Origin of the sequence: Streptomyces sp. NPDC002032 (assembly GCF_042890765.1) — a bacterium.
GTDB lineage: Bacteria > Actinomycetota > Actinomycetes > Streptomycetales > Streptomycetaceae > Streptomyces.
In genome coordinates this window covers 225,466-239,194 of record NZ_JBIASM010000004.1, presented here as the reverse complement: position 1 = coordinate 239,194, position 13,729 = coordinate 225,466, and the positions used below count along the sequence as shown (strand labels likewise).

The following is a 13,729-nucleotide window of genomic DNA, read 5'->3' as shown; positions in this document are numbered from 1 at the left end:
CCGTGACCGCCTTGACCGCCTTGACCGCCTCCAGCCGCACCGAACACGACCTGCTCGGAGACCGCGACGTCCCCGCCGACGCCTACTGGGGCGTCCACACCCTGCGCGCCACCGAGAACTTCCCCATCACCGGCACGCCCATCTCCACCTACCCGCACCTGATCGATGCCCTCGCCGCCGTCAAAGAGGCCGCGGCCCTCGCCAACGGGGAACTCGGCCTGCTGGAGCCCACGAAGGCGGCCGTCATCGTCGCCGCCTGCCAGGAGATCCGCGGCGGCGAGCTCCACGACCAGTTCGTCGTCGACGTGATCCAGGGCGGCGCCGGCACCTCGACCAACATGAACGCCAACGAGGTCATCGCCAACCGCGCGCTGGAGCTGCTGGGCCACTCCAGGGGGGAGTACGGACACCTGCACCCCAACGAGGACGTCAACCTCGGCCAGTCCACCAACGACGTCTACCCGACCGCCGTGCGGATCGCGACCGTCTTCGCGGTGCGCGGTCTCCTCGACGCCATGGCCGTCCTGCAGAACGCCTTCGCCCGCAAGGCCGCCGAGTTCCACGATGTCCTGAAGATGGGCCGCACCCAGCTCCAGGACGCCGTGCCGATGACGCTCGGGCAGGAGTTCTCCGCCTTCGCCGTCATGCTGGACGAGGACCGCAGCCGGCTCGCGGAGGCCCTCGGACTCATCCACGAGATCAACCTCGGCGCCACCGCCATCGGTACCGGTCTCAACGCCCCGGCCGGATACGCCGAGGCTGCCCGCCGCCACCTCGCCGGCATCACCGGCCTGCCCCTGGTCACCGCTCCCGACCTGGTCGAAGCCACCCAGGACTGCGGCGCCTTCGTCCAGATGTCCGGCGTCCTCAAGCGCGTCGCCGTCAAGCTGTCCAAAACCTGCAACGACCTGCGCCTGCTGTCCTCCGGGCCCCGCGCCGGACTCGGCGAGATCAACCTGCCCCCGGTCCAGGCCGGTTCCAGCATCATGCCGGGAAAGGTCAACCCGGTGATCCCCGAGGTCGTCAACCAGGTCGCCTTCGAGGTCATCGGCAACGACATCACCATCACCATGGCCGCCGAAGCCGGACAGCTACAGCTCAACGCCTTCGAGCCGGTCATCCTGCACTCGCTGTCCAAGTCCGTCACCCACCTGCGCGCGGCCTGCCTCACCCTCGCGGAACGCTGCGTGAGCGGCATCACCGCCAACACCGAGATGCTGCGAGCCACCGTCGAGAACTCCATCGGCCTGGTGACCGCCCTGAACCCGCACATCGGATACACCGCCGCCACCGACATCGCCAAGGAGGCCCTGGCCACCGGCCGGGGTGTGGCCGAGCTGGTCCTGGAACGGGGTCTGCTGCCGGCCGAGCGGCTCGCCTCCCTGCTGCGCCCCGAGGTGCTCGCGGGAACCGGCCCGGCCGGTCCCTGACCGGGACCGGACTGGGTCCGCCCGGTCGGAGCACGGGGTGCAGCGGGTGGACGTGGTCGTGCGGGGCGGATACGGCCCGAAGGTGGCGACGCCATCCGGTCCATAGCGGAGCCCAGGTCAGCGACCTGGTGCTCGTCTGTTCTCCTGGGTCCCCACTGGTGGTCAGGCGTGCTTGTCCGCGGGGTGGTGGGTGGGCTGGACCGACCAGGTCGGGGGTTCGTCGTTGCCCGACTCTTCATCGCTTTCCGCGTCGGCGAAGGTCGCGTGGATCTTGCCCGGGGCGTGGTGGACCGGGGCGTAGACGGCGTAGAGCTGGATGGGCTCGTCCCCGGTGTTGGTGACGTTGTGCCACGTGCCGGCGGGTACGAAGACCGCCCAGCCGTCCTCGACCTCCTGATCGAAGTCGAGGCGGTCCTTCGTGCTGCCCATCTGAACGCGGCCGCGACCCGCGTCGAGCCGGAGGAACTGGTCGGTCTCCGGGTGCGCCTCCAGGCCGATGTCCTCGCCCACCGGGATCGACATGAGGGTCAGCTGGAGGTACTTCCCGGACCAGGCGACCGAGCGGTAGTTGGTGTTCTCCAGCGTCGCCTGCTCGAGGTCGAAACTCTGAGGTTCGGGCCCGATGTCCTTGATGGTCATGCTTCTCTCCCGGTCGACGGAGGTGGTGCGCGTTCCGGCACAGGTTTTGCGCCGGGCCAAGCCTTCCAGACTGACCGGGGTGTTTTGGCCCGACGCCAGTGCCACTCGAGCCGGGCTGTCACGGGCCCCGGGCACACGCGGCAGCTCGGCGTCGAAGTGGAGCGGGAGCCTGTCGACGTTGATGACTTCGATGTCGGAGCCAAGTGAGACCGTCTGCCCGGGAGCTCGCCGAGATCACGTCGGACACCGAGGCGACGATCGAGTATCCCGACGCGGCTGACCTCCACGAGCGAACCGCCCGTCGTGAACGGGCTCCAGACCAGTCATGAGGTCTACGGCTACGTCCAGTCCGGCGAACAGCACCGCGGGCTGCCCGGCGGTCGGATACTGGGCACGGCTGGGAGGGGCGCCCCAGGGTGAGCGGGGCTTGTCGCGCAGGCGGCAACAGGTGAGCGGACTCAGGGCTCGATGACAAGGCGTTCGATGAGGTTGCCACGGAGTGCGAACTGGTAGCGCAGATCGATGGTGCCGCCGGGGAAGTTGCCTTCGAGGTGGTGGGTGGCGGTGTAGTGGGTCGCGTCGGTCTGCTGAGCGTTCGCGAGGTGGATGGTGTAGGTGAATTCGGTGGCGGATCGGCCGAGCCACCCCTCGATCGCCTTGGTGCCCTCGTAGGTGTTGCCGTCGTCGATCACCGTGGCTTCGCGGGTGAACGCCGCGATTGCGGTTGCGGTGTCGTGGGCGCGGTGCGCTGTGAGGTAGCGGGTGATCACCTCGGGCAGGGTGTCCGGGGTGATGGTTCGGGGCTGGTTGTCGTGCATGACGTTCCTCGGTGTGGTGGCGGGTTCAGACGGTGGGGGTGGTGCCGCCGTCGATGACGTGTTCGGCGCCGACGATGGCCGAGGCGCGGTCGGAGACGAGGAAGGCGACGAGTTCGGCGACCTCCTCGGGCCGGTTGGGGCGGCCGAGAGGGATGCCGCCCAGGGAGTCCATGAGCCGGCCCAGCGCGGCTTCCTGGGTGATGTCTGCCTCCTGTGCGATCCGGGCGATGAGGTTGTCGGCGGCGGAGGTCTGCACGAAGCCGGGCGAGACGGTGTTGACGCGGACGCCGTGCGGGGCGACCTCGTTCGACAGGCCCTTGCTGTAGGTGGTCAGGGCGGCCTTGGCTGCGGCGTAGGCCAGAGTTCCGTTCCACAGCGGCATGCGGCGCTGGATCGAGGTGACGTGCACGACTGCGCCCTTGCCCGTGGCGATCATGTGCGGCAGGAGCGCGCGGTCCAGACGAACGGCGGCCAGCAGGTTCGTGTTCAGCTCCCTCGCCCAGTCGTCCTCTCCGAGCGCCGCGAACCCGCCGGCCGGTGCTTCGGACCCGCCGAGGGTGTTGACCAGGATGTCGACGCCTCCCACGCGGGCCCCCACCTCGGCGGCTACGTCTGCGGCGCCCTGGGCGGTGGACAGGTCGGCGGTGATGAACGTCTTCTCCTCCACGCCGTCGGGGCGGCTGCGGGCGGTGACCAGTACGGTCGCGCCGGCCCGGGCGAGACGCCGGGCAATGGCGGCTCCAGTGCCCTTGGTGCCTCCGGTGACCAGAGCGCGCCGGCCTTCGAGAGATTCGCTGATGGATGCGGTCACGCTGTGCTCCGTTCCCGGGTGCGGGGCGCAGAGGGCGCCCCATCCCTTGTTACTGCTAAAATGGAAGCCACTAACTTCGACTTTAGCAGTAACTGAGGGGATGGTCGCCTTGGCAAGCCGGATCAGGCTGGAGGACCGGGAATGCCCGCTGTCCACGACGGTGGAACACGTCGGCGAGTGGTGGACGCTGCTGATCCTCCACGACGCCTTCGACGGCTACACCCGCTTCGACCAGTTCCAGGAGAGCCTGGGCATCTCCTCCAGCATGCTCACCACCCGGCTTAAAACCCTCGTCGCGGACGGACTACTGGAGCGCCGGCCCTACCAGACCAACCCGGTGCGCCACGAGTACGTCCTCACCGAACTCGGACACTCCCTGCGACCGGTGATCGTCGCCCTGGCCGCGTGGGGAAACTCCCGCCTCACACCGGCCGAACGCAGCATGATCCTCGTCAACGCGCACAGCGGCGAGGAAGTCGAGCCCGTCGTCGTCGACGCCAAGACCGGCCGCCGGCTCGACGACAGCGACACCTACGTCTTCACCGCAGGCCCCGCAGCCAGCGACGCCATGCGCCACCGTTACGCGACGCGGCCGGCCACACCCTTGGAGGCGTAGCGATGCCGCGGCCAAGCACCGAACGTTTCCAAGAACCGCGATCAGCGCCTCGGCCGATGTGGGCCGCGCCGCCCGGGTCTACGACCTGGTCGGTGACGTGTCCGCCAGCGGGCGCTGGAGCCCCAACGCGAGGGCGTCGGGCCCCAGGTCGGGGCCTGGGCTCCCCCACGACCACGATCCGGGCAAGATGCGGGCCAGGCCTCGTCAGCCGAGTCGGACGGTGCGGACGTGGAGATCGTCACCCCCGAGCGGCTCATGCACATGATCCGCAACAACCCCGGCGAGGCGCTGGCCGACGTCGGGCTAGTCGTCGTCGACGAGGCCCACCACCTGGGCCAGGGCAGGCGCGGCTTCGTACTGGAGAGCCTGCTCGCGCTGCTGCAGGCCCGCAGCGACGTCCGGCTGGTGCTGCTATCCGCGGCCGTCGGCAACAAGGGCGACATCGCCTCGTGGCTCGACCCGCAGCGCCCCGAGCGGGAGGTCTAATTCACCGACACCTCGCGAGGCCCGCGCCGAATGCACGGCCTCATGTACCCGAACCTGATGGCGGAGCAGGCCGAGCTGGCGGAGCGGCTGCCGACGGCGACGCATGCCTCGCCGGTGCTCGCCACCGTACCGGTCGAGACGCCGTCCGGCCGACCGCCTCCTCAACCATCGCCCGGCTGACCACCGGCGAGGTGGGAACGCGGCGCTTCGCCGGCGCCGCAGGGCGTGGACTGCCCGGACTCGCCTTCCGGGCGGGATCGCCGACCCGAGGCCATGGCCCTGACCGACTATGTCGCCGACACCCTCAGCGCGGAGCACCCGCTGGTGCGCTGCACCCGGCACGGCGTCGCCTACCACCGTGGCGCCCTGCCCGAGGACGTCCTGCATGCCATCGAGGGCGCCCTGCGCCGTGACGGTCTCCTGGCGATCGCCAGCACCATGGCGATCGGATCGCCCCAGCCGGGCGGGCGTGGCGGCTGCGGAGGCAGAAGATCCATGACGGGACTGTCCCTCATGTCGCTGGAACCGCCAAATGCCCCTGATGGCCGAAAATATCCATCACATGCCTGCGATGAGCCTGCCGCACCGAGCCTCTGGCGTCCGCGGAGCAGCCTCCCAGAGCAGGTCAGCCTTTCGAGCTCCATCACTCGTACGGAGACTTCGCCCCGACGCCCATCCGCGCACGGCTACGGTGACGGCGGGATGGCTGCCCTGACCAGTCGGGAGGGCATCGCCAGTGACGTGGAGGGCGGCCCGAACTGCCTCCACCCGCGTGGCCCCGGTGACAACCGGGGCTGCGCGGCCGCCCCGCCCGCCGTATGGTCGCTAGGGCCTGAGGACGATCTTGCCGTGGGTGTGGCGACGCTCCAGCTCGGTGTAGGCCTCGCGCACTTGCGCCAGGGGGTAGACGTGCGCGACCGGCACCTCCAGGTGTCCGGCTGCGATCAGGCCGGCAAGTTCGGTGAGGACCTTGGCTCCGGGGCCGGCCGCGAGCCCGCCGTCCGTCTTCACCCCGTGCTTCTCGGCGGCCGCGAAGTCCGCGATGGTGTCGATCCGGTCGGTCGCGACGCCGAGGGCGAGGGCCAGCTCGACGTACCCGTCGCCGAAGGTGTCAATGAAGGCGTCCACGCCGCTGGGCGCGGAGGCCCTGACGCGGTCCGCGACGCCCTCGCCGTACGCGATCGGGGTCACGTCGTGGCTCTTGAGCCACTCGTGGTTGCTCTCGCTCGCCAGGCCGATGACCGTGGCCCCGGTACGGCGCGCGAGCTGGACGGCGAGCGAGCCGACTCCCCCGGCGGCTCCGGAGATGACGACGGTCTCGCCCTCCTTCGGCTGAACGGACTGGACCGCCCCCCATGCGGTGACGCCGATGACGTACAGGCTGCCGGCCACCTCCCATGAGACCTGCTCCGGCTTGCGCGTGAGGTCACCGGCCTCGACCAAGGCCAGCTCGGCCTGGGAGGCCCGCTTCTCGTTGAATCCGATCACCTCGTCACCGGGCGAGAATCCGGCAACCCCGGCGCCGACCTCCTCGATGACTCCTGCGAGGTCGCTGCCCTGTCCGGACGGGAACGTCGACGGGAACAGGTCCGCGAGCGCCCCGGTGCGGATGACCGCCTCACTGATGTTGATGCCGGCCGCCTTCACCCGTACGAGGACCTGTCCGTCCCCGGGCTCCGGGCGTTCCACCTCGTCGACCCGCAGCACGTCGATCCCGCCGAACTCGTCGTACCTGACCGCCTTGGGCATGATCTCTCTCCATCCCGCTCGTTCGACTCGCTGAAGCCGAAAGGGGTGCGGACTACACCGGCCGGAGTTCGAGTACGGGAATGGTGCGGATTCCGGCGGTCTTGCGTTCGTACTCGGCGAAGCCGGGGTAACGCCGTGCCTGCTCGGCGTAGATGCGGTCGCGTTCGGCGCCGGTCAGTTCGCGGACGGTCACCTGGTACGTCGCGGTACCGCGTTCGATGGTGCCCTCACCGGCGGCGGTCAGGTTGCGGTACCAGTCCGGGTCGGTGGGTGCTCCGCCCTTGGACGCGAAGACATAGACGGTGTCCGGCTCGGTGTCGTGCGGGAGGTACATCATCGGGCTGACGTGCTCCTGCCCGCTCTTGCGGCCGCGGTGATGGACGAGGACCAGCGGGGCGCCCTCGAAGACCCCGCCGACCCGGCCCTCGTTATCTCTGAACTCCGCGATGACTTTTGCGTTCCGGTCGAGTGCTTCGCTCATGTCGAACTCCTCGTTCGAGGTCCGGGTGCTGTACTCGGGTGTCATGATGACGCACCCGTCGAACGCGGCGATCTTGGCGGCCCATGGCCTGGCGTGCTCGTCATGGATCGCATGCCGTACAGACGATCTGTGCAACAACGAATGGGCGCCTCTCATTCCTCTTCCGAGCGCCGGCTCGCGCCTGGCGATCCGCGCCGGCGCAACTCGTCGCAACTCGTCGCAACTGCCTGGGTGTAAGCGCCCTCCAGGACATGCAGCGGCAAGTGCGGGAAGTCGAAGACCGGCTCCCCGGGGCGCTCGATGAGAATGAGCGCCGATCGTTCCGGACCCCCGCTCGGCCGGCATCACGCCTCTCCCGGCGGAGCCGGGTTGAACGTCTCGCGGTACACGCGGGGCGGTACTCCGACGTGGGCTTTGAACAGGGTCCGGAAGTTGGCCGGCGTGCCCAGGCCGCAGCGTCGCGCGACGGCCTCCACGGTCAGGTCGCTCGTTTCCAGGAGTTCCCGTCCGAGGCCGAGCCTTGCGTCGAGCAGCCAACGCATGGGCGGGCGACCGGTGTCGGCATGGAAGCGGCGGATGAGCGTGCGGCGGGACATCCCGGCCTGGCGCGCCAACTGGTCGACGGTGAGCGGCTGGTGCAGGTTGCGCAGGGCCCACTCGTACACCGGCGCCGGTCTGTCATCCGGATCGGAGGGCACCGGCAGGTCCATGAACTGGGCCTGACCGCCCGTGCGGTGGGGCGCGGCGACCAGCAGACGTGCTCGCTGGTTCGCCAGTCGGTTGCCGTGATCGCGGCGGACGAGGTGCAGGCACAGGTCGAGGCCGGCGGTGACGCCGCCGGAGGTCAGCACCTGGCCTTCGTCGATGTACAGAGCCTCCGGCTGCACCGTCACCCGTGGGTACTGCTTCGCCAGTGCTCCTGCGTACTGCCAGTGCGTGGTGGCCCGTCGGCCGTCGAGCAGGCCCGCGGCGGCGAGGGCGAACGCACCCGAGCAGATGGACACCATGCGGCTGCCCCGAGCTGCCGCCTCCGCGAGGGCTGCGCTCACCGCAACCGATGGTGCGTCGGGTTCCAAGTACCCCGGGACTATCACGGTGTCCGCGGTGGCCAGGGCGTCCAAGCCCTCGGCGACCGACAACACGGGGCCGCCTCCGTGCATCGCGACGAGCCCGGGGCGTTCCGCACACACGGTCAGTGTGTAGGGCCCGTCCGGCCAGCTCCCGAAGACCTGCACGGGGATCCCGATGTCGAGTGCGAGGACGTTCTCGAGAGCCACCACGACCACCTGGTGCTTTCCGCCTGACATTCCCACCTCCCACACCGACGGCGACGGCGACGGCGACGCTGGTGGCACGATTCTATCGCTGGATGGCATGCATGCCACTGCTTCCTTCGCCCGGATCACACCTACGTTCGCCTCATGACGGACAAAGCACGTCCTCCGCTTCAGTCGCGCGGTCCGAACGAAGGAGCACACCATGTCCGCTGACGCACCCCTGCCCGTCTTCGAGCAGCTCCGCCTCCCCGATACGGGCGTCGCCCGGGACGCCTACGCGTACGCGGCCGGGGCCACGCCTGACTTCGTCCTCCATCACAGCGTGCGCAGCTACGTCTTCGCCCGAGCCCACGCCCAGAACCAGGGCTTGCACGCCAGTACCGACTACGACGACGAGCTGCTGTTCCTCAGCTGCGTCCTGCACGACATCGGGGTGAGCGAGGAGGGCAACGGCGACCAGCGTTTCGAAGTGGACGGCGCCGACACCGCAGCGGCCTTCCTCCGCGAACACGGCGTCGAGGAACGGCGCATCGCCATCGCCTGGGACGCCATCGCCCTGCACACCTCGGAGGGTATCGCCGCGCGTAAGGGCACAGTGGTGGCGCTGGCGCAGGCCGGCATCGGCACCGACATCCTCGGAGTCCGGCGTGAGGACCTGCCGCCGGGCCTCGCCGACGAGGTGCACGCCCTGCTCCCCCGTATGGACCTGGGCTACGCGCTCAGCGACGCGATCGTCGTCCAGGCCCTGGCCAAGCCCCACAAGGCGTCCCCACTGTCGTTCCCGGGCAGCCTGCTCCGACACCATCTGCCCTTTGGCGCCTTCCCCGACTGGTACGAACTGCTCGCTGCGGCCGGCTGGGGCGACAAGCCCGTCGGCGTCTCGGCCCGGCGCCGCGCCGAGACGCCCGAGCAGGTGGGGGCCATGTTCATGAAGTACCTGGAGGCGGGTGACATCGAGGGCATGCTGTCTCTGTACGAGCCGAACGCCCACTTCGCCCCCACCCCCGGAACCCATCTGGTAGGCACCGCGCCCATCCGGAAGGGCCTGCAAGAGCTGATCGACACGGGCGCCCGTCTTGAGCTCGAACTGCGCGACATCCGGCAGGTGGACGACATCGCCCTGGTGTCGAACACCGCCACCCTCACCGGCGTCGGCTCTGAGCCTGTCGTCTCCACCACCACGGAGATCCTCCGACGCCAGCCGGACGGCGGCTGGGCCCACGTGGTGGACGCCCCCTTCTTCGGGCACCGCCGCCCCGGCGGTGATGCTGCGTCAGCACCGCGCACGGTAGACGTTGAGGGGTTGGCGTAAGCGAGCGTCTCCTCGAAGACGTCGAGAGCCGGAAGTCCGGTCAGGTGAATGCTTGACATTGAAGTCAATCAGTCGCTTGAGTTCTATCGTGAGGCCAGAGAAGACGGACCTTCGCCGCGAGGCCGGTCAGCGAACCCGGGACGATCTGCTGGCGGCTGCCCTTGAGCTGCTGGCACAGCGGGGACAGGAAGGGGTGACCCTTCGCGAGATCACCCAGAACGCGGGAGCCAACGTCGCTGCGGTGAGTTACCACTTCGGCTCGCTGAAGGCGTTGTGTGACGTGGCGATCGAGCACGCGCTGGAGCGATACCTGGACGCGCAGATCCGGGAGCTCGACACTCTGGCGGGGAGCGGGTCACTGAGTGAGCTGGCCGGGGCGTTCGCGCGGCCGATGATGAGCGCAATGGCGGCCGGGGGACGGGATCTGGCCGTGATACGGACCGTGGCGCGGGTGGGCATCGATCCGCCCCAGGGGTGGGAGAGGCTGGCCGGGAAGTTCGAGCAGGCCCGGCGGAAGGCGGTGCGCGTCCTGGCGGCGAACCTCCCCGAGACCAGCGAGCAGGAGCTCGACTTCCGTGTCCGCTGTGCGGCCGGGATGCTGAACTGGCTCGCACTGGCACCCATCGGGGCCGAGTTGGCCGCCGAGCCCGCCGAGCGGGTGGAGGCGATGCTGATCCCGGTGGTGGCCGGGGCCTTTCAGGGAGCCCAGTAGGCGCCTGACCTGGGCGAATGGGCCGTTGCGGCCCGCGCCGGGATGAATTCAATCACTTGCTTGACAGTCCGGCCGCATACGGCCCACAATTTCAATCAAGGGTTTGAATGGATTCTCTCCCCACGGGAGGCATCATGAGCACCGACGCGGAGACAGTGGTCCGGGCGGCCTACCGAGCCGCTGAGGGCCGCGTCCTGGACGTGCAGGGCTTCATGGACCTGTTCGCCGAGGACGGCGTCTTCAACAACGTCGTCGCCGGCGAGACCTACCGCGGTGAGCACCTCGGCGACCCGGTCGCCTTCATGGGCGCGCTCGCCCCCGACATCCACCGCGAACTGCACCGATTCCACGTCATGGGCGACGTCGTCGCCGTCGAGCTGTCGATCCGGGGCACCTTCACCGGGCCCTTCGAGACACCCGCCGGCACCATCCCGCCGACCGGCGCCACGCTCGACATACCCACCGCCGACTTCTGGTACGTCGAGAACGGCAGGATCAAGGAGTTCAACTGCTACGTCGGCCTCAGCGTCATGCTCGCCCAGCTCGGCGTGCAGCCCGACTTCGCCTCAGCCGTCACGGCGTCGGCCGCCGCGCCAAGGTGACTCGAATCCCCTCCCTATGACCCCACAACGTGCTGCTGGGCAGCGCGCCCGCCCGATCACGCACCTTCCGGGCAGGGCTTGGCCCGCAGACGCCAGGCACCACGAAGAGGCAGGCCAACCATGCCCACCATCGGCATCATCCTTGGCAGCACCCGACCCCACCGCGTCGGAGACCAGGTGGCCCGCTGGGTTCTCGACCACGCCTCGCGCCGGACCGACGCCGGCTTCGAGCTGCTCGACCTTCGCGACCACCCCCTTCCCCACCTCGACGAGCCGATGCCGCCGTCCCTCGGCCAGTACCAGAACGACCACACCCGCCGCTGGGCCGACACGATCGCCGTGTACGACGGATTCGTCATCGTCACCCCCGAGTACAACCACGGCATCCCCGGCGTACTGAAGAACGCCCTCGACTACCTGTACGCCGAGTGGAACAACAAGGCCCTCGGCCTGGTCTCCTACGGCGCTGCGGGCGGTGTACGGTCCGCCGAGCACCTGCGCCTGGTCGCCGCCGAACTCCAGATGGCCGACGTACGCCAGCAGGTCACGCTCTCCCTCATCACCGAGTTCGAGAACTTCAGCGTCTTCAAGCCCGGCGACCACAGCCTCCACGCTCTGGACACCATGCTCGACCAGGTCATCGCCTGGACCACGGCCCTCGCCCCGCTACGCACAGCCCCGGTCACGGCGACCTGACCCACTCGGCCGCGTCGGCCGATGGGCCTCCACCCCAGCGACCGACCAGCCCACACGGACGGAGACACCATGCCCAGATCCCCCGCCGATCTGATGCGAGTCAACCTGCTCGAGGTGTTCAACGAGCCCGACCCGGACCGCCGGGCCGCAGTCATCGCCGAGAACTACGCCGAAGACGTGGTGTGGCACGAACCGGACCGCATCAACCATGGGCGTACGGACTTCGTACGCCGCGCGACAGAGTTTCTGGCCGAGAACCCGGACTGGGTCTTCCGACCCGCAGGCCCCGCGTCGGCCCTCGACGACATCGGCCACCTCGGTTTCCAGTACGGCCCGCCCGGCGGTCAGCCACCGATGGTCAGCGGCATGGACATCGCCCGAGCCAGGCACGGCGTCATCATCGAGCTCTACACGATCGTCACCGAGACCCGTCAGCCGTCGTAGGCGGAACGCAGCCGGGAACCGCTGCGAGCACGCGGCATGTCCCGCTCCTGCCTCCTGGTCCAGCGTCCGCAGGACGAACGGCCCGAGATCGCGCACGGCCCGGATCCGTGACCGACGGCCGAGGCGCACGCTGCGGTCACCCTCCGGGCGCAGCACCCAAGGCAACGTCCAGCAGCGTCTTGGCGGCCCGCCGGGCATCCGTGAACACCTGCGCGTCGTTGCACGAGGCTGCCAGAGCATTGGCTCCTTCGAAGATCACGGCCAGTTGCCTGCCGAGGCCCTCCGGGTCGGCCGCTCCGGCTTCCGCCGCGGTGGCCACGAGGCGATCACGGAATGCCTGCTTGTGCCGCTCCGCGAGGTGGGTGACCGCGGCAAGTTGTCCGGCGCTCTCGATGACGGCATTGTGGAAGGGGCACCCACGGAAGAGCGCCGGCGGGTCGCCTACAACGGGCGCGAAGATCGCCAACAGTCGCTGGGCCGGGGGCAGGTCGTCGCGGTCCAGCTCTGCTTCAGCGGCGATCGGCGTCTGCGAATCGAACCGGCGGAGGTACTCCTCCACCAGCGCGTTCTTGGTCAGGAAGTGCACGTAGAACGTGCGGGGCGAGACGTGGGCGGCCTCGATCAGCGCCGCCACGCCCGTGGCATGGATTCCGCGCGTGTAGAAGAGCTAGGCGTAGCGTCGACATGAGGTAAGGCGATCGCTATACCTTCCTGAGGTCAGTGGCCCGCTGCCGGTCCACGCCCGTCCGAGCGTCGACCGCGACGCCTGCAGTGCAGGCCTGACGGGAGGCTCCGATGAAACGCTCCTACGCGCAGGCGCCGATCACGACGGTGTCTGCCGCCAACGGCATCGAGTACGCGTTCCGCGAGGTCGGCGAGGGCGGTGTGCCGCTCGTCCTGCTCATGCACTTCCGGGGCAATCTCGACAACTGGGATCCCGCCCTGGTCGACACCCTGGCCCAGAGCCGGCGCGTCATCGCCTTCGACAACACGGGCGTCGGCCGGACCACCGGCAGGACACCCGGCACCATCGCTCAGATGGCGCTGGACGCCATCGCCTTCACCGACGCGCTGAACCTGCCCCACGTCGACTTGCTCGGCTTCTCCCTGGGCTCCTTCGTCGCCCAGGAGATCGCCCTGATCCGGCCTGCGCTCGTACGGCGCACTGTGCTCGCCTCGTCGGCACCGCAGGGTGCACCCGGTATGCACGGGTGGGCGCAATGGGTCATCGACGCGGTGGGCGCGCCGGAGATCGGCCCCTCATCGGTTCTGGACGTCTTCTACACCCGATCGCCGGAGAGCCGGTCGGCAGGCGAGAAGGCCATGGGACGGATGTTCACCCGCGCCGAGCTGGACGCGCCGACGACGTGGCAGACGCGCCAGGCGCAGTACGACGCGATCTGCGCCTGGGGCATCCCCAACCTCTCGCTCCTGGAGCGGGTGACCGCGATCCATGCACCGGTGTTCGTCGCCAACGGCGACAACGACCCCATGATCCTCCCGCGCTACTCCCACCTGCTCGCCGGTCTCATCCCGCAGGCACGGCTCAAGATCTACCCCGACTCGGCCCACGGGTTCCTGTTCCAGCACCACGCCGAGTTCGCCGCCGACATCGAAGCGTTCCTCACCGCTCCGCAGTAGCCGACTCGGCGAGCC

At 69.3% G+C, this 13,729-nt stretch carries 16 protein-coding genes and 1 pseudogene; 10 read left to right on the top strand and 7 right to left on the bottom strand.

What is annotated here, in order from left to right:
* Positions 1-20 precede the first annotated feature (20 nt).
* A complete protein-coding gene (aspA, locus tag ACFYYT_RS12720) occupies positions 21-1,430 on the top strand; it encodes an aspartate ammonia-lyase (protein ID WP_351817601.1) in 1,410 nt (469 codons plus the stop codon).
* A 162-nt stretch (positions 1,431-1,592) separates the two neighbouring features.
* On the opposite strand, the gene ACFYYT_RS12715 is transcribed toward aspA, so the two are convergent.
* The 3 genes from ACFYYT_RS12715 to ACFYYT_RS12705 all read right to left on the bottom strand — a co-directional run bounded on the left by ACFYYT_RS12715 (position 1,593) and on the right by ACFYYT_RS12705 (position 3,698).
* Positions 1,593-2,069 carry a cupin domain-containing protein gene (locus tag ACFYYT_RS12715; RefSeq protein ID WP_073796633.1) on the bottom strand — a complete coding sequence of 159 codons (477 nt, stop codon included), beginning with the start codon at positions 2,067-2,069 and terminating at the stop codon, positions 1,593-1,595.
* A 458-nt stretch (positions 2,070-2,527) separates the two neighbouring features.
* Positions 2,528-2,887, bottom strand: a complete 360-nt coding sequence (locus ACFYYT_RS12710; protein ID WP_351817527.1) for a nuclear transport factor 2 family protein — start codon at positions 2,885-2,887, stop codon at positions 2,528-2,530.
* 25 nt (positions 2,888-2,912) lie between these two features.
* On the bottom strand, positions 2,913-3,698 hold the full coding sequence (locus ACFYYT_RS12705; protein WP_351817524.1) for an SDR family oxidoreductase: 786 nt from the start codon (positions 3,696-3,698) through the stop codon (positions 2,913-2,915).
* 100 nt (positions 3,699-3,798) lie between these two features.
* On the opposite strand from ACFYYT_RS12705, the gene ACFYYT_RS12700 reads away from it, so the two are divergent.
* The 3 genes from ACFYYT_RS12700 (at position 3,799) to ACFYYT_RS12690 (ending at position 4,980) form a co-directional block, all read left to right on the top strand.
* Positions 3,799-4,314, top strand: a complete 516-nt coding sequence (locus ACFYYT_RS12700; protein ID WP_351817521.1) for a helix-turn-helix domain-containing protein — start codon at positions 3,799-3,801, stop codon at positions 4,312-4,314.
* Between the two features lie 114 nt (positions 4,315-4,428).
* A complete protein-coding gene (locus ACFYYT_RS12695) occupies positions 4,429-4,800 on the top strand; it encodes a DEAD/DEAH box helicase (protein ID WP_388607931.1) in 372 nt (123 codons plus the stop codon).
* Between the two features lie 42 nt (positions 4,801-4,842).
* Positions 4,843-4,980: a hypothetical protein gene (locus ACFYYT_RS12690; protein WP_388607736.1), complete on the top strand. Its 138-nt coding sequence runs from the start codon at positions 4,843-4,845 to the stop codon at positions 4,978-4,980.
* Positions 4,981-5,625: 645 nt separating this feature from the next.
* On the opposite strand, the gene ACFYYT_RS12685 is transcribed toward ACFYYT_RS12690, so the two are convergent.
* The 3 genes from ACFYYT_RS12685 to ACFYYT_RS12675 form a co-directional block, all read right to left on the bottom strand.
* On the bottom strand, positions 5,626-6,549 hold the full coding sequence (locus tag ACFYYT_RS12685; protein ID WP_351817516.1) for an NADP-dependent oxidoreductase: 924 nt from the start codon (positions 6,547-6,549) through the stop codon (positions 5,626-5,628).
* Between the two features lie 52 nt (positions 6,550-6,601).
* Positions 6,602-7,030: a nitroreductase family deazaflavin-dependent oxidoreductase gene (locus ACFYYT_RS12680; protein WP_351817513.1), complete on the bottom strand. Its 429-nt coding sequence runs from the start codon at positions 7,028-7,030 to the stop codon at positions 6,602-6,604.
* Positions 7,031-7,374: 344 nt separating this feature from the next.
* Positions 7,375-8,337 (bottom strand): helix-turn-helix domain-containing protein, encoded by a 963-nt coding sequence (locus tag ACFYYT_RS12675; RefSeq protein WP_351817510.1) that lies wholly within the window; start codon positions 8,335-8,337, stop codon positions 7,375-7,377.
* Between the two features lie 172 nt (positions 8,338-8,509).
* Between ACFYYT_RS12675 and ACFYYT_RS12670 the strand changes: the two genes are divergently transcribed.
* The 5 genes from ACFYYT_RS12670 to ACFYYT_RS12650 all read left to right on the top strand — a co-directional run bounded on the left by ACFYYT_RS12670 (position 8,510) and on the right by ACFYYT_RS12650 (position 12,073).
* Complete coding sequence (locus ACFYYT_RS12670; RefSeq protein WP_351817507.1) at positions 8,510-9,619, top strand: nuclear transport factor 2 family protein; 1,110 nt, start codon at positions 8,510-8,512, stop codon at positions 9,617-9,619.
* A gap of 88 nt (positions 9,620-9,707) precedes the next feature.
* Positions 9,708-10,331 carry a TetR family transcriptional regulator gene (locus ACFYYT_RS12665; RefSeq protein ID WP_351817504.1) on the top strand — a complete coding sequence of 208 codons (624 nt, stop codon included), beginning with the start codon at positions 9,708-9,710 and terminating at the stop codon, positions 10,329-10,331.
* A 134-nt stretch (positions 10,332-10,465) separates the two neighbouring features.
* Positions 10,466-10,933, top strand: coding sequence for a nuclear transport factor 2 family protein (locus ACFYYT_RS12660; protein WP_351817501.1), 468 nt, complete (start codon positions 10,466-10,468; stop codon positions 10,931-10,933).
* Positions 10,934-11,053: 120 nt separating this feature from the next.
* On the top strand, positions 11,054-11,629 hold the full coding sequence (locus ACFYYT_RS12655) for an NAD(P)H-dependent oxidoreductase (protein WP_351817498.1): 576 nt from the start codon (positions 11,054-11,056) through the stop codon (positions 11,627-11,629).
* Positions 11,630-11,698: 69 nt separating this feature from the next.
* Positions 11,699-12,073, top strand: coding sequence for a nuclear transport factor 2 family protein (locus tag ACFYYT_RS12650; RefSeq protein ID WP_351817495.1), 375 nt, complete (start codon positions 11,699-11,701; stop codon positions 12,071-12,073).
* Positions 12,074-12,209: 136 nt separating this feature from the next.
* Here ACFYYT_RS12650 and ACFYYT_RS12645 read toward each other — a convergent pair.
* Positions 12,210-12,728 (bottom strand): annotated as a pseudogene (locus ACFYYT_RS12645) (TetR/AcrR family transcriptional regulator); the annotation flags it as partial.
* Between the two features lie 140 nt (positions 12,729-12,868).
* Here ACFYYT_RS12645 and ACFYYT_RS12640 point away from each other — a divergent pair.
* Entirely contained in the window at positions 12,869-13,714 is an 846-nt protein-coding gene (locus ACFYYT_RS12640) for an alpha/beta hydrolase (RefSeq protein WP_351817492.1), read from the top strand.
* The last annotated feature ends 15 nt before the right edge of the window (positions 13,715-13,729 follow it).